The organism is Bradyrhizobium sp. SBR1B, assembly GCF_014198205.1.
Lineage (GTDB): Bacteria > Pseudomonadota > Alphaproteobacteria > Rhizobiales > Xanthobacteraceae > Bradyrhizobium.
The window spans coordinates 202,179-219,760 of the sequence record NZ_JACIHC010000009.1; the positions used below are offsets into that span (position 1 = coordinate 202,179).

Sequence of the window (17,582 nt, forward strand, 5' to 3'; positions counted from 1 at the left end):
AGTTCCAGTGTCCTTTACTGGAAGGCCACCTCGGCAAAGCTGCGCAGCTTTCGCGAATGCAGCCGCTCCGATTCCTGCTGCTTGAGCCGTTCCAGCGCCTTCAGGCCGATCTCGAGATGCTGGCCGACGCGGCGGCGGTAGAATTCGCTGGCCATGCCCGCGAGCTTGATCTCGCCGTGCAGCGGCTTGTCGGAGACGCAGAGCAGCGTGCCGTAGGGAACGCGGAAGCGATAGCCGTTGGCGGCGATCGCGGCCGATTCCATGTCGAGCGCGACCGCGCGCGACTGCGACATGCGTCGGATCACCTCAGGCCCGGAGATCTCCCAATTGCGGTTGTCGACGCTCGCCACCGTCCCCGTGCGCATCAGGCGCTTGAGCTCGAAACCTTCGAGGCCGGTAACGTCCTCAACCGCCTCTTCCAGCGCGACCTGCATCTCGGCCAGCGCCGGGATCGGGACCCATAGCGGCAATTCGCGATCGAGCACATGGTCCTCGCGCACATAGCCGTGCGCGAGCACGTAATCGCCAAGCCGCTGCGTGTTGCGCAGGCCCGCGCAATGGCCGAGCATCAGCCAGGCATGCGGGCGCAGCACCGCGACATGGTCGGTGACGTTGCGTGCGTTGGACGGACCAGTGCCGATGTTGATCAGCGTGATGCCGCGGTAGTCCGGCATGACCAGGTGGAAGGCCGGCATCTGCGGCATGCGCGCGGGCGCAACGCCACCGGTTGCGCCGCCGCTGCGCGTGATGACATTGCCCGGCGCGACAAAGGCTTCAAGGCCGGCCTCGCCGGACTGGAGCCGCTGCTGACAGAGCTGCGCGAAGGCGTCGACATAGAACTGATAGTTGGTGAAAATAACAAAATTCTGGAAATGTTCGGGGTCAGTGCCGGTGTAGTGATAGAGCCGGCGCAGCGAGTAATCGACGCGGGCAGCACGGAACAGCGACAGCGGCTCGGGCGCGCCGGGCCGAAGCTCGAAGGTGCCGTCGGCAATCGAATCGTCCATGGTGGCGAGATCGGGCACGTCGAAGGCGTCGCGCAGCGATCGCGCGACAGGGGAATTCTCGCTCGTGGTGATCGCAGCTTCGATGTTGATGTCGCGGCGATAGGCGAAGTGGATCGGGATCGGCTCGGCGGACTCGCCGATCTCGACGGGCACGCCGTGATTCTGGATCAGGAGGCCGATCTGCTCGATAAGGTAGCTCCGGAACAAATCCGGCCGCGTCACGCTGGTTTCATGCACGCCGGGCCCGGCGACGAAGCCGTAGGCGAGACGCGAATCCAGCCGCGCATGCGTCGCGGTGGTGAGGCGGACGAAGGGATAATAGGCGCGCACCCGCGTCGTGATCGCTTCGCCGCCGACATAGGCCTCGAACCGGTCGCGCAGGAACTTGGTGTTGCGCTCATAGATCTCTTCGAGCCGCGCGACGGCGAGGGAGGCGTCGGAGAAGGATTCGGTGGCGATGGAGGATGGGGATTGCATTGTTCGACCGCCGGGTTGCTGGGGCTTTGAGTCGAACTATAGCAAAGAAGGCGGTGCCGTAGGGTGGGCAAAGCGACTTGTCCGCCGTAGCTCGAAGAGCGAAGGCGGAAGCGTGCCCACCAACTTGTTCGTGGGAAAGATGGTGGGCACGGCGCGTTGCGCCTTTGCCCACCCTACGAGACCGCGTGTGCCGCACGAGATCCCGGATGCGCGCTAAGCGCGCTCCGGGATGACGCGCTTTCGCGTGTCACTTTTCCCGGAACGCCCGCATCAGCTGGTCGTGCAGCGGCTTCATCAGATAGGACAGCATGGTGCGGTCGCCGGTCTGGACGAAGGCTTCCACCGGCATGCCCGGGATCATCTTGACCTCGCCGAGACGGGCGATCTCCTCGGCCGGCATCGAGACGCGGATGGTGTAGTAGCTCTGTCCGGTGCGCTGGTCGGTGGTGACGTCGGGTGAGACACGGCTGACGAGGCCGTTGAGCTCCGGCGTGGTGCGTTGATTGAAGGCGGAGAGGCGCAGCAGCGTCTTCTGGCCGATCTGGAGCTTGTCGATGTCGACCGGATTGACCTTGGCCTCGACCTGGAGATCGTCGGCTTGCGGCACGATCAGCATGAGCGCGTCGCCGGCGGTGATGACGCCGCCGACCGTGTGCACCGTGGATTGCAGCACCATGCCGTCCTGCGGCGCGCGGATGTCGATGCGGCGAAGCTGGTCTTCGGCGGCGACCTTGCGCTCGATCAGCTCGCCGATCTTGTCGTTGGTCTCGCGCAGATCCTTGGAGACCTCGCTCACAACGTCCTTGTCGACCTGGATGATCTGCAGCTCGGTCTCGGTGATCTTGCCCTTGGCCTGGGCGCGCGAAGCGATGTATTGCGCGCGTTCGCCGTTGAGACGGGCCGAGTCGCGTTCGAGCTGGGTCAGGCGCGATATCTGCACCAGACGCTTGTCGTAGAGCTCGCGCACGCCGGTGAGCTCGTTCTGCACCAGCGCGATCTCCTGATCCTTGGCCTTCTCCTGGGCGCTGAGGCCCGCGATCTCCTCGTTGAGCTGCGTAATGCGCTCGCGAAGCTGGGCCTTCTGTCCGGTGCGGCCGTTGACGCGGACGTCGAAAAGCTTGGTTTCGGCGGAGAGCAGCAGCTTGACGTCGGGATCGCTGGCACGCTCGAGCAGGGATGGCGGAAATTCGATCCTGTCGACCCCGCGCTGCTCCGCCTGCAAGCGCGCGGCACGTGCCTGCGCGGCGTCGAGATTCTTGGTGACGATGGCAAGGTTGGCCTTGGTGACGGTGTCGTCGAGCCGCACCACGATGTCGCCGGCCTTGACCAGGTCGCCGTCGCGGGCGCGCACCTCGCCGACCACGCCGCCGGTCGGATGCTGCACCTTCTTGACGTTGGATTCGACCACGATCTGGCCCGGCGCGATCAGCGCACCCGAGATCAGCACGGTCGAGGCCCAGCCGCCGAGACCGACGACAAGGACCAGCACGATCACGAAGCCGAGGATCAGGTGAAACTTGATGGATTCGCGTACGGTCTTGTTCGCGGCCGGCTTCGGGCCGCCGATGGCCATCGTGCTCATGGCTTGGCAACTCCGCCTTCGCTGACGATCTTGATCGGGGCCGGCGGCGTCACACGCGGCTGCAGAACCTGGGCGAGCACCTGCTCCTTGGGTCCGAACGCCTGCATGCGGCCGTCGCGCAGCACCAGGACCTGGTCGACCGCCTCGACGCCGATCGGGCGGTGCGCGACCACGACGACGATAGCGCCGCGCTCGCGGGCGGCGCGGACGGCGCGGGTCAACGCCTCGTCGCCTTCGGTGTCGAGGTTGGAGTTGGGCTCGTCGAGCACGATCAGGAAGGGGTTGCCATAGAGTGCGCGCGCCAGCGCCACGCGCTGCGCCTGGCCGGCGGAAAGCGCCGTGCCCTGCTCGCCGACTTGCGTGTTGTAGCCCTCGCGCATCTTGATGATCATCTCGTGCACGCCGGCCTCTTTCGCCGCCGCGATGATGCCCTCGGACGTCGCCTCGGGATCGAACCGGCTGATGTTCTGGGCGATGGTGCCGCCGAACAATTCGACGTCCTGCGGCAGATAGCCGATGTGCCGGCCGAGCATGTCGGACGACCATTGATCGAGCGCCGCGCCGTCGAGCCTCACCTTGCCGCGTACCGGCTGCCAGACCCCGACCAGCGCGCGGATCAGCGACGATTTGCCGGAGCCGCTCGGGCCGATCACGCCGAGGCCGTTGCCCGCGGCGAGCGCGAAGGTGATGTCCTGCACGATGAGGCGCTGGTCGCCGGGGGGCACCATGGCGACGCCTTCGACCGAGAGCCGGCTCGTGGGCGCCTGCAGCTGGGTCGGCATCGTCTGCGCCGGCATCTGCTCCAGCAGGCGCGTGAGGCGGTGCCAGCTCTGGCGCGCCGCGACGAAGGATTTCCAGTGCGCAATGGCGAGATCGACCGGCGCGAGCGCGCGGGCGGACAGAATCGAGCCGGCAATGATGATGCCGGCGGTCGCCTCCTGGTGGATGACGAGATAGGCGCCGACCGCCAGCACGGCCGATTGCAGCATCATGCGCAGCACCTTTGCGACCGCGCCGAGACCGCCGGCGACGTCGCTCGCGCGCTGATTGCCGGCGAGGTATTTTTCGTTGGCCTCGCTCCAGCGCTCGTTCATCCGGCCGGCCATGCCCATCGCCACCATGACTTCGGCGTTGCGGCGGCTGGCCTGGGCGAGATCGTTGCGCTGGGCGGCAAGCCCCATCGCCTCGCGCGCCGGCTGGCGGGACATGAACTCGGTGACCAGCGTCAGCCCGACCAGGATAATGGCGCCGGCCAGGGCGGTGACGCCGATCATGACGTGGAAGGCGAAGCAGATGGCGAGATAGAGCGGCAGCCAGGGCAGGTCGAAGAACGCGCTCGGGCCCATGCCGCCGAGGAAGGAGCGGACGTTGTCGAGATCGCGCAGCGGCTGCAGGCCCTCGTTGCGGCTGCCGACCAGCAGCGGCAGGCGCACGATGGTGTCGAACACGCGCTTGTTGAGGGCTTCATCGAGCGCGGTGCCGATCCGCCCCAGGATCCGGTTGCGGATCATGTCGAGCACACCCTGCGCCATGTAGAGGAAGCTGGCGAGGATGATCAGGCCGACCAGGGTCGGGACGCTGCGGCTCGGCAGCACCCGGTCGTACACCTCCAGCATGAAGATCGACCCGGTCAGATAGAGCAGGTTGATCATGCAGCTCATCAAGCCGACGCCGATGAACGCCGTGCGACAAGCGCGCAAGGCGTCACCGAGTTCTGAACGGCGGACGCCAGGACCGGCTGCCATCAGTCTGATCTCTTTCAGGTGGGGGCCAAGGCCCCTGATTTCACGGGCAATTCAGGGTACTCGCCCCGGATTAACATCATGTTCGCGCTGCGTCCAACGCAGCCGGGTTCATCCAAAATCCTGATAGCCCACATCTACCCCTGATGGCCCCGCACGCAAGTCCGGTAATTCACAGTCTTTGCGGCTTTTTGGTGCAGTGGCCGCCGCCGCCTCCCCAGTCCTGGAGAGGCGGCTAGTTCCGATCGATCGAACCGGGCGGTTACTAGAACCGGCCGCCGCCCCGCACCAGCCGCACCACCAGCAGCAGGATGACCGCGCCGATGGCGGAATAGACGATCTCCGAGACCAGGCCTGTGCCGAGGCGAATGCCGAGCTTCGGAAACAGGAAGCTCGCCACCAGCGCGCCGGCGATGCCGACCACGATGTCGCCGATGATCCCGAACCCCGTTCCGCGCACCACCTTGCCGGCGAGCCAGCCGGCCACCAGGCCGACGAACAGGATGACGAGCAGGCCTTCGTTGGAAATGTACATAAGTCTGGTCCCTCTCCATGAACGGCCGCATGGAACGGGAACCGGGATGAATGGGGTGTGAATGCTAGCCGCTTCACCCGCTCCGGCAAAAAGTCGAAAACAACCCCATGCAAAGTAGAACGGCTCTTGCCTGCGGTCCCCGGTGAACTGTGACAACTAGGTGTTGCCATGGAGGAATTTCAAAGGAAGGAGCGCTGCTGCAGCGCCGCTCGAATATTATGACAGCGCCGCCGCCTGCTCCGCCAGCACACATCGCGCCGCCCGGCCCGGCCCGACCGGCACATTGGCAGGCAATTGCTCCAGGCAACGGGGCTGCGCCACGGCGCAGCGCGGGGCGAAGGAGCAGTTGTGGGGTTTCTCGGCCAGCGAGGGCGGCGTGCCGGGGATGGTTTCGAGCCGGGCGCCACGCTTGGCGCCGTGAATCGTCGAGGCGAGCAGGCCCTTGGCATAGGGATGCACCGGGCTGCGGACGATGTCGCGAAGCGTGCCCTGCTCCACGATCTGGCCGGCATACATCACCGCGACACGGTCGCAGATCTCGATGGCGACGCCGATATCGTGGGTGACGAAGATGACGGACATGCCGAACTCGCGCTGCAGCTCGCGCAGCAAGAGCAGGATCTGGATCTGCACGGTGGCATCGAGCGCGGTGGTCGGCTCGTCCGCGAGCAGGATTTTTGGCCGGCAGGCGAGCGCCAGCGCGATCATGGCACGCTGACGCATGCCGCCGGACATCTCGTGCGGATAGGCGTCGAGCCGGCGTTTTGCGGAGGGAATGCGCACAACCTCGAGCATTTCGAGTGCGCGTGCCCTGCCCTCAGCGTAGCTTTTGCCCTCGTGGCGCACGACGCTTTCGGCGATCTGCGCACCGATGGTGTAGACCGGATCCAGCGCCAATGCCGGCTCCTGGAAGATCATCGACACGGTCTGGCCGCGGAAGGACGACAGCTCCTCGTCGTTCATGGCGAGCACGTCGCGGCCCATGACGTTGACGGCGCCGGAAATCTGCGTGCGCTTCTTCGGCAACAGCCGCATCAGCGCACGCAGGGTCACGCTCTTGCCCGAACCGGACTCGCCGAGCAGGCCCAACACCTCGCTGTTACCCAGCGAGAGACTGAGATCGTTCACGGCATAGACCGTGCGCTCCCCGGTGAAGCGGATGTTGAGGCCTGAAATCTCGACGAGCTTTGTCATGACGGCAGTTTCGGCAATCGATCGTGATAGTCGGTGACGCGCTGGAAGGCGGCGCCGATGGTGAGCAGGGTCGCTTCGTCGAAGGAGCGGCCGATCAGCTGCATGCCGACCGGCAGGCCGCTCTTCGTGAAGCCTGAGGGCACGGTAAGCGACGGCAGGCCGAGGAAGTTGACCGGGCGGGTGAACAGCGTCAGCCGCTGCACCATGGCCGGTGCGTTCGGCCCGCCGCCGACATCGCTCTCTTCGATCGTCGGCGCCGGCACGGGCGACGCCGGTGCGACCACCGCATCGACGCCTGCAGTGGCCGCATGGTGCGCAGCGAGCGCGGGGCCGCGCCAACGCATCGCCTCGAGATAGGTGATGGCGGGAACGGCGAGACCGTTCTGCAGCCGCATCAGGACCTGCGGGCCATAATCCTGCGGACGCTCGATCATCCAGCGCTTGTGGAATGCCGCAGCTTCTGCGGCGAGCACGAGCTGGCTCGCCGAGGACAATTGGCGCTGGTCCGGCAGCTCAACCGTGACGATGTCGGCGCCCTCGCGCTTGAGCACGGCGATAGTCTCGTCCAGCACGCGCGCGACCTCGCTATCGAGATCGTCGACATAGAACGAGCTGGGCACGCCGATCTTCAGGCCCTTCAGCGAGCCCTTGGTCGCGCCGACATAGTCCGACAGCGGCTCGTGGCTGCAGGTGGAGTCCGCAGGGTCCGCGCCGGCCATCAGCGCCAGCAGCAGCGCACAATCCTCGGCGGTGCGGGCGAGAGGGCCGACGGTGTCGAGCGACTGCGATAGCGGCATCGCGCCGGCCCGGCTGACGCGACCGACCGTGGTCTTCAATCCCGTGACGCCGCAGAAATGCGCGGGCATGCGGATCGAGCCGCCGGTGTCGGAGCCGAGCGCCGCATAGGTCAGCCGCGCGGCCACCGCCGAGCCGGAGCCCGACGACGAGCCGCCGGTGATGTGCGCGACGTTCCAGGGATTGCGCACCGGACCGTAATGGGCGTTATGCCCGGTCGGGCCATAGGCGAATTCGGCCAGATGCAGCGTGCCGAGGCGGACCTGGCCGGCGTCCTTCAACCGCTGCAACGCCGTGGAGGTCACGGTCGGTACGAAATCGCGGCGGATCAGCGAGCCGCAGGTCGCGACGTGGCCGGCATCGTAATACATGTCCTTGTGCGCGAGCGGCACGCCATGCAGGGGACCACGGACATTGCCCTTGGCGAGCTCGGAATCGGCGGCCTCCGCCGCTTTCAATGCAGCCTCGGCCTCGATCGACATGAAGGCGTTGAGATGCGGCTGCCACTGCGCGACGCGCTGCAGCAGCGCGCGCGTCACCTCTTGCGAGGACAGCTGCTTCATCGCGATCGCGCGCGCGACCTCGGTGAGCGTCATCAATGCGGGCTCAGCGCTCATTTCGACACCTTCTGCGTCTGCGCAATCGGATAGAGCGCGGGCTCGAGGTCGAACGGCAGCGTGCCGGCAATGGCTGCGAAGCCTTCGAAGGCAGGCCCGATGGAATTGGAGATACGCGTCGCGATCTCGTCGTCCACGGGGACGCCGGCGATTTGCGCGATGGGCTTGATCTCTTTCGGTGTCGGTCTCGTCATGCGGTCTTCTCCCTGGGCGCGCGGCTATGGCCTGAACCCGGAATCGCCATGTAGCACGCGGTCTCGTGGCCCATATTATCGAGCGCGGTGAGCTTTGGTGTCGCATTTGCGCAGAGCGGCTCCGCAAACGGGCAACGGGTGTGGAAGCGGCAGCCCGGGGGCGGGTCGATCGGATTGGGCGGATCGCCGGTGATCGGCGGCTGCTCGGTGCGCCGGTCGGGGTCGGACGACGGCATCGCCGCAAGGAGCGCGCGCGTGTAGGGATGCGCAGGACTGTCCCAGACCTGGTCGACCGGGCCGAGCTCGACGACTTCGCCGAGATACATCACCAGCACGCGATCCGAGATGTAGCGCACGACGTTGAGGTCGTGGCTGATGAACAGATAGGTGAGGCCGAACTCGTGCTTGAGATCGGCAAGCAGGTTGAGCACCTGCGCCTCGACCGATTTGTCGAGCGCGGAGACCGCTTCGTCCAAAATCACAAGTCGCGGCGACAGCGCCAGCGCGCGTGCGATATTCACGCGCTGGCGCTGGCCGCCGGAGATCTCGTGCGGATAGCGGTTGGCGAAGTTCTCCGGGCGCAAGCCCACCTTGCCGAGCAGCTCGCGCGCCAATGCGCGTGCCGCGCCATCGGCCATGCCGTGCACCTTCGGGCCGAAGGTGATCGATTCCTCGATCGTCAGGCGCGGGTTGAGAGAAGCGTAGGAGTCCTGGAACACCATCTGCATGCCGCGGCGCAATTCACGCAGCGACAGCGACTGACCGACGGTCATGCCGTCATAGATGATGTCGCCGGTGTCGCGCGGCATCAGATGCATCAGCAGGCGCGCGGTGGTGGACTTGCCGCAGCCGGATTCACCGACGATGCCGACGGTCTCGCCCTTGGCAACGGCGAAGGAGACGTTGTCAACGGCGCGCACGGTGCGTTTGGCGGCGAACAGGCCGCCGCGTACAGGGAAGTGCTTGGTCAGCCCGTTGACCTGCAGCAGCGGCTGCGCGACGCCGCCGCGGTCTTCGACCGGCTCCAACATTTCGACGGATGTGTTGGTTTCGCTCATGGCCTAGTTCCTGATGTCCATGGCGCTGCGCAGGCCGTCCGAGAGCAGGTTGAAGCAGATCGAGACCGCGAAGATCATAGCGCCCGGCAATGCGGCGACCCAGGGATTGACGTAGATCGCGGTGCGTAATGTGTTGAGCATCAGGCCCCATTCCGGCTCCGGCGGTTTTGTGCCGAGACCGAGGAAGGAGAGACCGGCGGCGAGGATCATCGAGACCGAGATCAGGCTGGTGGCATAGACGAAGATCGCGCCAAGCACGTTGCCGAGGATGTGCACGCGCATGATGGTGATGGGTCCGGCGCCCGAGGCACGCGCGGCCTCGACGAAGTCCATGTTGCGCACGCCTGTGGTGACGCTTTCGGCGACGCGGGTGATCTGCGGCACGAACACGACGGTCAACGACACGATGGAATTGAGGATGCCGGCCCCCAGCGCGCCGGAGATCGCAATCGCCAGCAGCACCGAAGGAAAGGCGTAGAACACGTCGATCGTGCGCATGATCGCGGTGTTGAGCCTGCCGCCGACATAGCCGGCGACGAGGCCGAGCGAGGTGCCGATGCAGAAGGCAAGGATCACGGGCAGAATGCCGATGACCAGCGACAGCCGCCCGCCATAGATCAGCCGCGCCAGCATGTCGCGGCCGAGCTCGTCGGTGCCGAGCGGGTAGCTAACGGTGCCGATGTGGCGCAGGCGGCGGATCATGGAGCCCTTGTAGGGATCTTCCAGACCCAGCCAGGGCGCGAGGATCGCCGACAGGAAGATCAGCAGCAACACCAGCGCGCAGGCCATGCTGACCTTGTCGCGCCGGATGCGGCGGCCGACGGTCGCCCAATAACCCCGCGCCTTGGTCGCGGGCGCGGCCTGCAGCGCGGCATCGGCGGTGGCGGACAACGGAAGCTCGCTCATTGGCTGGCTCCCAGTCGTTGGTACGATCGATGCGAGCCAAGGAGGTGGTGCACCTCTCCCGCTTGCGGGAGAGGTCGGCGCTCCGGGCGATGCGAAGCATCGTCCCGCGCGCCGGGTGAGGGTTCTCTCCTCTTGGGGGTCCTCGATTGCGGAGACACCCCCACCCCGCCCCTCCCCCGCAAGCGGGAGAGGAGGAGCACCTTTTGCGTGGCGACAGCTGAACTCATTATCAGCCCCGCTTGATGCGCGGATCGATCGCGGCTTGCGCGATGTCGACCATGAGATTGAGGAAGACGAAGAACAGCGCCAGGATCAGGATCGTGCCCTGCAGCAGCGGCAGATCGCGCTGGAAGATCGCCGAGTTGAGCAGGAAGCCCGAGCCCGGCCAGGAGAACACGGTCTCGATCAGAATCGAGCCGCCGAGCATGTAACCCAATTGCAGCCCCATTACCGCGAGCGCGGTGGGCGCGGCGTTCTTGATGACGTGGCGGAACACGCCGCGCTCGTGCAGACCTTTGGCGCGCAAGGCCTCGACGAAATCCTGGCTCAGGATGTCGCCGGTCAGCGCGCGCACGGTGCGGGTGACGATGCCCATGGGAATTACCGATGTCGTGATCGCGGGCAGCACGAGGTATTGCAGGTGTGCCCAGTCCCAGGCCCAGGTGGCGGAGCCGCCGGGCCCGGCGCCGACCGCGGGCAGCCAGTTCAGCTGCACCGAGAAGATGATGACCATCACCATGCCGAGCCAGTAGTGCGGCACGGAGACGCCCGCAATGGCAAAGGACGTCGCGACCTTGTCGATCCAGGTCTCGCGGAAGTAGCCGGCGATCAGGCCGAGCAGGATGCCCATGGTGAAGCCGATGATGGCGGCGGCAATCGCCAGCGTGACGGTATTGCTGACGGCGCGCATGACTTCGGCGAGCACGGGGCGCCCCGTCGCGATGGAATTGCCGAGATCGCCGTGCAGCGCGCGCATCAGCCACAAGCCGAACTGCACCGGCAGCGGGCGATCAAAACCATAGGCGGAACGGAGCTGCGCGGCGAGCTCCTGCGAGGCATCGGCCGGCAGCACCGCGACCAGCGGATCACCCGGCGTGATGTGCACGAGCAGAAAACACACCAGCGCGACGCTGATGACGATCGGAACGACGTAGACGATGCGTCTGGCGATATAGGCGAGCACGTTTGGTTCTTTCTTCCTTCTCCCCTTGTGGGAGAAGGTGGCATAGGCCGCCTCCGGCGGCCGTTTTTAAGTCGACGCCGAAGCGAAGCTTCGGCTACGGCGCCGGATGAGGGGTTCTACCCGCGGATACAGCGTTATCGGATGAGGGAAAGGGCCACTCGCGGAGAGAGATCCCTCACCCGGCTTCGCTGTCGCGAAGCCACCCTTTCCCACAAGGGGAGAGGGTGCACTGTTCGTGTGGTGCGAACTACTTCATCGACACCAGCGAGAAGTCGATGAACCAGCTCTTCGGCTGCACGACGCCGGTCACCTTCGGGCTCATCGCGCGGGGGCCGACGTCGTGGGCGACGTACAGGAAGGCGGCATCGTCGACGGAGGCCGCGTGCAGCTCGGCGAGCGCGGCGTCACGCGCGGCGGGATCGAAGGTCTGGCGGGCCTTCTTCACCAGCTCGTCGAACTTGGGATTGTTGATGAAACCCCAATTGTTCGAGACCGGCGGCGCCATGCCCGATTGCAGGAAGCGCACCAGCGCGAAGAACGGATCCATCGCCGCATAGGTCACGTTGGTCGCGTGCGAACCGTTGGCCGACGGATCCTTGGCGCCGCGGCGCCAGTTGGTGAACAGCGTATTCCATTCGATGACGTCGAGCTGCACATCGAAATAGCATTCGGCAAGGGCCTGCTGGAGATACTCGTTCATCGGCAAGGGCTGCATCTGGCCCGAACCCGAGGCGGAGGTCTGCGTCTTCACCGTCAGCTTCTTGTTGGGGCCGAAGCCGGCCTCCTGCATCAGCTTTTGTGCAGCCGCCTTGTCATACTTGATCTCGAAGCTCGGCTTGCCGCGCCAGGGATGGCCGGGCTCGAAGGTGCCGGTCGCCGGCACCATCAGGCCGGCGAGCAGGCCGTCCTTGAGGCCTTCGCGATCGACGCAAAGGTTGGCGGCCTTGCGCACGCGGATGTCGTTCCAGGGCGACCCCTCGACGCGGGAGAACTGCCACGGCCAGACATGCGGCTGCTCGTTGGCGTAGAGCTTGAAGCCGCGCTGCTTCAGCTCGGGCAGCGCGTCCGGAGCCGGCGCCTCGACCCAGTCGACCTGCCCGGAGAGCAGCGCCGCGGTGCGTGCGTTGGCCTCCGGCATCGGCAGCAGCACCATCTTGTCGACCTTGGGCACGCGCGCCTTGTCCCAATAGCTCGCGTTCTTCACGAGCTCGAGCCGCTCGCGCGGCGTGAAGCTCGCCATTTTCCACGGGCCGGTGCCTGCGGCGTCCTTGGCGAAGGCTGTCCACGCCGCCTGCGATTTGGCCTTGGCGTCGGCGCCTTCGGCCTTGTCGTAGAAATGCTGCCACTTCGCCGGGCTCGCCATGAAGAGATTGGTCAGGTTGATCGGCAGGAAGCTGTCGGGCTCCTTGGTGGTGAGCTCGACGGTCATGTCGTCGATCTTCTTCGCAGAGGCCAGCGTCGGCATGCGCGAGGCCGTGACGCCGACCTGGCTGGCGTCGAATTGCGGCGCGTCCTGCTTCAGCACCTTCTCGACGTTCCACACCACCGCATCCGCATTGAACGGGGAGCCATCATGGAAGGTCACGCCAGGGCGCAGCTTGAAAACCCACTTGGTCTTGTCGGCATCGTCGACCTTCCACTCGGTGGCAAGGCCGGGAATCACCACGCTCGCCTTCTCCGCGGAGGACAGGTCCCAGCCGGTCAGCGCGTCGTACATGGTGAGGCCGGTGAAGCGGTTGCCTTCGAAACCCTGATCCGGCTGGCCCAACGTGCGCGGAATATCGGCAGCGGTCATGCCGATGCGCAGCACGGTTTCGGCACTGGCCTCACGCGGCCATGCGGCCGCCGTCGTTAGAGCGAGCACCGCGATCAATGCCGCGCGCATGTTCTTCTTCTTAGTAAGCATCGCCTCAATCCTTTTCCGGCTTCGATGACTATTTTTGATGCAATCGTATGCAATGGCTATGCCAAAGAGAAACTTATTCTGCGATTTGGCCCTGCGACGACAAGTCCTTGTAGGCCGCAGGCGGGTGCACGCGCCGCGCTGCCTATTCTGGCATCAAGATTGCAAGTTCGGTCCCGAAATCCCCTGGGAGCTTTGGGCCATGCGTGTTCGTCTATCGATTTGTCTCGCCGTGCTTGCGCTGGCGTTGTCCGCAATCTCGGCGCGCGCCGAAACGGTGGTGCGCTACGGCATCTCGATGGCCGACATTCCGCTCACCACGGGTCAGCCCGATCGCGGCGCCGGCGCCTATCAGTTCACGGCTTACACGATCTACGATCCCTTGGTCGCCTGGGAGATGGATGTCGCCGACCGGCCTGGCAAGCTGGTGCCGGGGCTCGCCACCGAGTGGAAGGTGGATGATGCAGACAAGACCAAATGGCGCTTCACGCTTCGCAAGGGCGTCAAGTTTCACGACGGCAGCGAGTTCAACGCCGACGCCGTGATCTGGAATCTGGACAAGGTGCTCAACGACAAGGCGCCGCAATTCGACAAACGGCAGAGCGCGCAGGTGAAGACCCGCCTTCCCTCCGTTGCAAGCTACGCCAAGGTCGACGATTTCACCGTGGAGATCACCACGAAGACGGTCGACTCCTTCTTCCCCTATCAGATGCTGTGGTTTCTGGTGTCGAGCCCTGCGCAGTACGACAAGCTCGGCAAGGATTGGGACAAGTTCGCCAGCCAGCCCTCCGGCACCGGCCCGTTCAAGCTGACCAAGCTGGTGCCGCGCGAGCTCGCAGAACTCAGCAAGAACCCGGACTACTGGAATAAGAAGCGCATCCCGAAGGCCGACAAGATCGTGCTGGTGCCGATGCCGGAAGCACTGACCCGCACCAACGCGCTGCTTGCGGGACAGGTCGATCTGATCGAGACGCCGGCGCCGGATGCCGTGCCGCAACTGAAAGCGGCCGGCATGAAGCTCGTCGACAACGTCACACCGCATGTCTGGAATTATCATCTCAGCGTGCTGCCGGGCTCGCCCTGGACCGACATCCGCCTGCGCAAGGCGCTGAACCTCGCGATCGACCGTGACGCCGTGGTCGGGCTGATGAATGGCCTTGCCAAGCCTGCCAAGGGCCAGGTCGACCCGTCGAGCCCGTGGTTCGGCAAGCCGGGCTTCGAGCTGAAATACGATCTGGCTGCAGCGAAGAAGCTGGTCGAGGAGGCCGGCTACTCCAAGGCCAAGCCACTGAAGGCCACCTTCATCATCGCGCAAGGAGGCACCGGCCAGATGCTGTCGCTGCCGATGAACGAATTCCTGCAGCAGAGTTTTAAAGAGATCGGCATCGACATCGACTTCAAGGTGGTCGAGCTCGAGACGCTCTACACGCACTGGCGCAAGGGCGCGGCCGACGAGATCAATGCCGGCATCACCGCCAACAACATCGCCTACGTCACGTCAGACCCGCTTTACGCTATCGTTCGCTTCTTCCATTCGGGCCAGATCGCGCCGGTCGGCGTCAACTGGGGCGGCTACAAGAACCCGAAGGTGGATGCTCTGATCGACGAGGCCAAGCAGACGTTCGACAGCGCCAAGCAGGACGAGCTGCTGGCGCAGGCGCACGCGCTGATCGTGGACGACGCCGCGCTGGTCTGGGTCGTGCACGATACCAACCCGCACGCGCTGTCGCCGAAGATCAAGCAGTTCGTGCAGGCCCAGCACTGGTTTCAGGATCTGACGACCATCGGGATGGAGTGAGGGGAACACAGGTGTCGCAGGGTGGGCAAAGCGTAGCGTGCCCACCATTTCTCCATTTGCCAGCAAGATCCTAGGCACGGCGCTGCGCGCCTTTGTCCACCCTACGAGAGTTTTTGCTTCGGGCACACCGCCGCGTCCAACACGGCTGTCGTCCCGGGCAAGCGCAGCGCAGACTCGGGACCCATAACCACAGGGAGTAGTTTGTCGACGACTCGGAGTTGCCGGTTCGCGCCGTAACCGCTCCCCGTGGCTATGGGTCCCTGCGTTCGCAGGGACGACACCATCGTTGAGGCCCCAGCGGAGCCCCGCACCCACTACTTCGTCAGCAGCGCATAGGCCCCGGTCCAGCCTTCCGGCGGCGGGTTGAGCTGGAAATCCTTGATCCTCGCCTCGTAGAGCCTGAACAGCTTCTCCAGCGTATCGGCGTCTTCGCTGTGACGGCCGCGTTCGATCGCATCGAGTGCGCCCTGCCAGTCGCGGCCGCGGTAGCAGCCGAGCATCTCGATGGTGATGTTGCGCAGGCGCTGGAAGGCGCCGGAATGCATGACGTCCTCGCGCCCGGCGATGGCGTAGATCACCTCCGGCTCGGTCTTGCCCTTGACCATGATGAAGTCGAGCTCGAGGATCGCGAACCTGTCCTTGGCGGCGAGCGCGGTGCGAGAGCCGACGATGATGGGAAAGCCGTATTCCTTGGTTTGCCCTTCGAGGCGCGATGCCAGGTTCACGCTGTCGCCGAGCACCGAGTAGTTCTTCTTCAGGTCGGAGCCCATGTTGCCGACCACGCCGATGCCGGTGTTGAGGCCGATGCCGACATTGAGCGGGATGTAGACGCGGCCGCCCTCGGCGGCTTCCTGCTCGCGCTCCTTGTTGACCGTGTCGATCTGCTCCAGCATCTGGATCGCGGCCTCACAGGCGTTGATCTGGTGCTCGGCATCGTCGAGTGGCGCGTTCCAGAACGCCATGATGGCGTCGCCCATATATTTGTCGATGTAGCCCTTCCGCTCGATGATGACGTCGGTCAGCGGCGTCAGGAAGCGGTTCATCAGCTCGATGAGCCCTTGTGGATCGTGCTTGTAGCTCTCCGAGATCGTCGTGAAGCCGCGCACATCGGAGAACATGATCGTCATCTCGCGCTCCTCGCCGCCGAGCACGAGCTTCTCCGGCGATTGCACGAGTTGCTCGACCAGCACCGGCGACATGTATTGCGCAAATTGCCCGCGAATCTGCACGCGCTGCCGCTGTTCGCGCACGAAGCTCGCAAAGATCAGCGTCAGGTAGACTGCGGTGGTCGACAGCAACGGGTAGGTGAAGTCGATGAGATAGCGGTATTGTGCGTAGAAGAACCAGGATACGCCGACCAGGATCGCGGCGAAGGCCCCACCCGCAAGCACCAGGCGCACCGGTCCGAGATTCGGCGTGAATATGATCACCAGCAGGCCGATGATGAGCGCGGCGAGCAGCTCGACGCCGAGTGCGTAATTTGGCTGCGAGATCGCCGCGCCGCTCAGCACGCTCTCCAGCACCTGGGCGTGGATCTCCACGCCCGGCATGGTCGAGGATACCGGCGTGGTCTTGATGTCGTTGAGCCCGGCCGCGGAGGTCCCGACTAGTACCAGCTTGCCGGCGAATTTGCTCGGCGACGCGCTGTTGTCGAGCACGTCGGCCGCGGAGACGTAGATCGAGGGATCCCGGCGGGCGTAGTGCACCCAGAACTGGCCGTTCTTGTCAGTGGGGATCTCGACGCCCTTGAGGCGCACGGCCCGCACGCCGGTCTTGTCGGTCCTGACCAGCAGCGTCGGCGTGCCCGTGACGACCCGCAGGATCTCGAGGCTGAGCGAGGGCATGATGTTGCCCTGGGCGCGCATGATCATCGGCACGCGGCGGATGAACCCGTCCCGCTCTTTCCTGATCGAAAACAGGCCGCGGCCGGCAGCAACCCTCTCGATGATCGGCACGTTGCGCAGCAAGCCTGGAAATTCGAACAGGAAGCGTTCGGCGCCCTCCTCGCCGACGGTCGCCACCCCCGTGAGCGGAAGTGATTTATCAAGCTCGGTCAAAACCTCGGGAAGCCCCGTCTCGCCCAGCACCACGCGCGAGCGCTTGATCGCATCGGAGAGAATCTGGTCGTTGCTCGGTAGCTCGCGCAGCTTGGCGCGGGTGGCATCGTCCAGATAGCGCATGTGGCTCGCGACCAGGTCCGGGTTGAGCCGGTCGGGTTCCGAGAACACGACGTCGAAGCCGATCGCCACCGCGCCATTGTTGGTGAGGTTCTGGATCAGGTCGGCGATGCGCGTGCGCGGCCACGGCCATTGTCCGAGCCTGGCGAGGCTCTTGTCGTCGATGTCGACGATGGTAACCGGCCGCGCCGTCTTATGGCGAGGATCGATCAGCTGGAACATGTCGAAGGTGCGCAGCCGCAATTCCTGGATCGGCGGCGGGTCCCACAGCCGCGCGCCGGCGAACACGACCAGCAGCGCAAGGCACATCAGCCGCGCAAAGCCGAACTTTCGCGCAAACCACCGTCGCAGGATCTTGAGACGTTTCATGCTGGTGGAATATCACGCTTTGACGACGAGCGGCAGCTCCGACCT

13 protein-coding genes are annotated in these 17,582 nt (G+C 65.1%); 1 reads left to right on the forward strand and 12 read right to left on the reverse strand.

Features of this window, described 5'->3' with window-relative positions; all coding sequences use genetic code 11:
• Positions 1 to 14: 14 nt before the first annotated feature.
• From GGD61_RS23535 to GGD61_RS23585, 11 genes are all read right to left on the reverse strand, one after another.
• Entirely contained in the window at positions 15 to 1,484 is a 1,470-nt protein-coding gene (locus GGD61_RS23535) for an AMP nucleosidase (protein WP_092254211.1), read from the reverse strand.
• Positions 1,485 to 1,731: 247 nt separating this feature from the next.
• Positions 1,732 to 3,066 carry an HlyD family type I secretion periplasmic adaptor subunit gene (locus GGD61_RS23540; RefSeq protein ID WP_018321364.1) on the reverse strand — a complete coding sequence of 445 codons (1,335 nt, stop codon included), beginning with the start codon at positions 3,064 to 3,066 and terminating at the stop codon, positions 1,732 to 1,734.
• On the reverse strand, positions 3,063 to 4,811 hold the full coding sequence (locus GGD61_RS23545; protein WP_092254209.1) for a type I secretion system permease/ATPase: 1,749 nt from the start codon (positions 4,809 to 4,811) through the stop codon (positions 3,063 to 3,065). The genes GGD61_RS23540 and GGD61_RS23545 overlap by 4 nt, the downstream gene beginning before the upstream one ends.
• A 262-nt stretch (positions 4,812 to 5,073) precedes the next feature.
• Positions 5,074 to 5,343, reverse strand: coding sequence for a GlsB/YeaQ/YmgE family stress response membrane protein (locus tag GGD61_RS23550; RefSeq protein WP_018321362.1), 270 nt, complete (start codon positions 5,341 to 5,343; stop codon positions 5,074 to 5,076).
• 216 nt (positions 5,344 to 5,559) lie between these two features.
• Positions 5,560 to 6,537 (reverse strand): ABC transporter ATP-binding protein, encoded by a 978-nt coding sequence (locus tag GGD61_RS23555; RefSeq protein ID WP_018321361.1) that lies wholly within the window; start codon positions 6,535 to 6,537, stop codon positions 5,560 to 5,562.
• A complete protein-coding gene (locus GGD61_RS23560; RefSeq protein WP_092254207.1) occupies positions 6,534 to 7,949 on the reverse strand; it encodes an amidase in 1,416 nt (471 codons plus the stop codon). Before GGD61_RS23560 ends, GGD61_RS23555 begins: the two co-directional genes overlap by 4 nt.
• Positions 7,946 to 8,143: a hypothetical protein gene (locus GGD61_RS23565; RefSeq protein WP_018321359.1), complete on the reverse strand. Its 198-nt coding sequence runs from the start codon at positions 8,141 to 8,143 to the stop codon at positions 7,946 to 7,948. Before GGD61_RS23565 ends, GGD61_RS23560 begins: the two co-directional genes overlap by 4 nt.
• Positions 8,140 to 9,201 carry an ABC transporter ATP-binding protein gene (locus GGD61_RS23570; protein WP_177237025.1) on the reverse strand — a complete coding sequence of 354 codons (1,062 nt, stop codon included), beginning with the start codon at positions 9,199 to 9,201 and terminating at the stop codon, positions 8,140 to 8,142. Before GGD61_RS23570 ends, GGD61_RS23565 begins: the two co-directional genes overlap by 4 nt.
• 3 nt (positions 9,202 to 9,204) lie before the next feature.
• On the reverse strand, positions 9,205 to 10,107 hold the full coding sequence (locus GGD61_RS23575) for an ABC transporter permease (RefSeq protein WP_092254205.1): 903 nt from the start codon (positions 10,105 to 10,107) through the stop codon (positions 9,205 to 9,207).
• Between the two features lie 229 nt (positions 10,108 to 10,336).
• A complete protein-coding gene (locus GGD61_RS23580; RefSeq protein ID WP_092254203.1) occupies positions 10,337 to 11,290 on the reverse strand; it encodes an ABC transporter permease in 954 nt (317 codons plus the stop codon).
• A 247-nt stretch (positions 11,291 to 11,537) separates the two neighbouring features.
• Entirely contained in the window at positions 11,538 to 13,196 is a 1,659-nt protein-coding gene (locus GGD61_RS23585; protein ID WP_183231202.1) for an ABC transporter substrate-binding protein, read from the reverse strand.
• A gap of 199 nt (positions 13,197 to 13,395) precedes the next feature.
• Here GGD61_RS23585 and GGD61_RS23590 point away from each other — a divergent pair, with 199 nt between their 5' ends.
• The gene (locus GGD61_RS23590) at positions 13,396 to 14,991 is read left to right on the forward strand and encodes an ABC transporter substrate-binding protein (protein WP_183231203.1); all 1,596 of its coding nucleotides are present in this window, start codon (positions 13,396 to 13,398) and stop codon (positions 14,989 to 14,991) included.
• A gap of 314 nt (positions 14,992 to 15,305) precedes the next feature.
• Here GGD61_RS23590 and GGD61_RS23595 read toward each other — a convergent pair whose 3' ends face one another.
• Positions 15,306 to 17,537: a CHASE2 domain-containing protein gene (locus GGD61_RS23595; RefSeq protein WP_092254197.1), complete on the reverse strand. Its 2,232-nt coding sequence runs from the start codon at positions 17,535 to 17,537 to the stop codon at positions 15,306 to 15,308.
• Between the last annotated feature and the right edge of the window lie 45 nt (positions 17,538 to 17,582).

Excerpts from the sequence above, each read along its gene's own strand:
- GGD61_RS23565 (WP_018321359.1), bottom strand. The coding sequence starts at position 8,143 with ATGACGAGACCGACACCGAAAGAGATCAAGCCCATCGCGCAAATCGCC.
- GGD61_RS23550 (WP_018321362.1), bottom strand. The coding sequence starts at position 5,343 with ATGTACATTTCCAACGAAGGCCTGCTCGTCATCCTGTTCGTCGGCCTG.
- GGD61_RS23570 (WP_177237025.1), bottom strand. The coding sequence starts at position 9,201 with ATGAGCGAAACCAACACATCCGTCGAAATGTTGGAGCCGGTCGAAGAC.
- GGD61_RS23590 (WP_183231203.1), top strand. The coding sequence starts at position 13,396 with ATGCGTGTTCGTCTATCGATTTGTCTCGCCGTGCTTGCGCTGGCGTTG.
- GGD61_RS23575 (WP_092254205.1), bottom strand. The coding sequence starts at position 10,107 with ATGAGCGAGCTTCCGTTGTCCGCCACCGCCGATGCCGCGCTGCAGGCC.
- GGD61_RS23545 (WP_092254209.1), bottom strand. The coding sequence starts at position 4,811 with ATGGCAGCCGGTCCTGGCGTCCGCCGTTCAGAACTCGGTGACGCCTTG.
- GGD61_RS23535 (WP_092254211.1), bottom strand. The coding sequence starts at position 1,484 with ATGCAATCCCCATCCTCCATCGCCACCGAATCCTTCTCCGACGCCTCC.
- GGD61_RS23585 (WP_183231202.1), bottom strand. The coding sequence starts at position 13,196 with ATGCTTACTAAGAAGAAGAACATGCGCGCGGCATTGATCGCGGTGCTC.
- GGD61_RS23595 (WP_092254197.1), bottom strand. The coding sequence starts at position 17,537 with ATGAAACGTCTCAAGATCCTGCGACGGTGGTTTGCGCGAAAGTTCGGC.
- GGD61_RS23540 (WP_018321364.1), bottom strand. The coding sequence starts at position 3,066 with ATGAGCACGATGGCCATCGGCGGCCCGAAGCCGGCCGCGAACAAGACC.
- GGD61_RS23555 (WP_018321361.1), bottom strand. The coding sequence starts at position 6,537 with ATGACAAAGCTCGTCGAGATTTCAGGCCTCAACATCCGCTTCACCGGG.
- GGD61_RS23560 (WP_092254207.1), bottom strand. The coding sequence starts at position 7,949 with ATGAGCGCTGAGCCCGCATTGATGACGCTCACCGAGGTCGCGCGCGCG.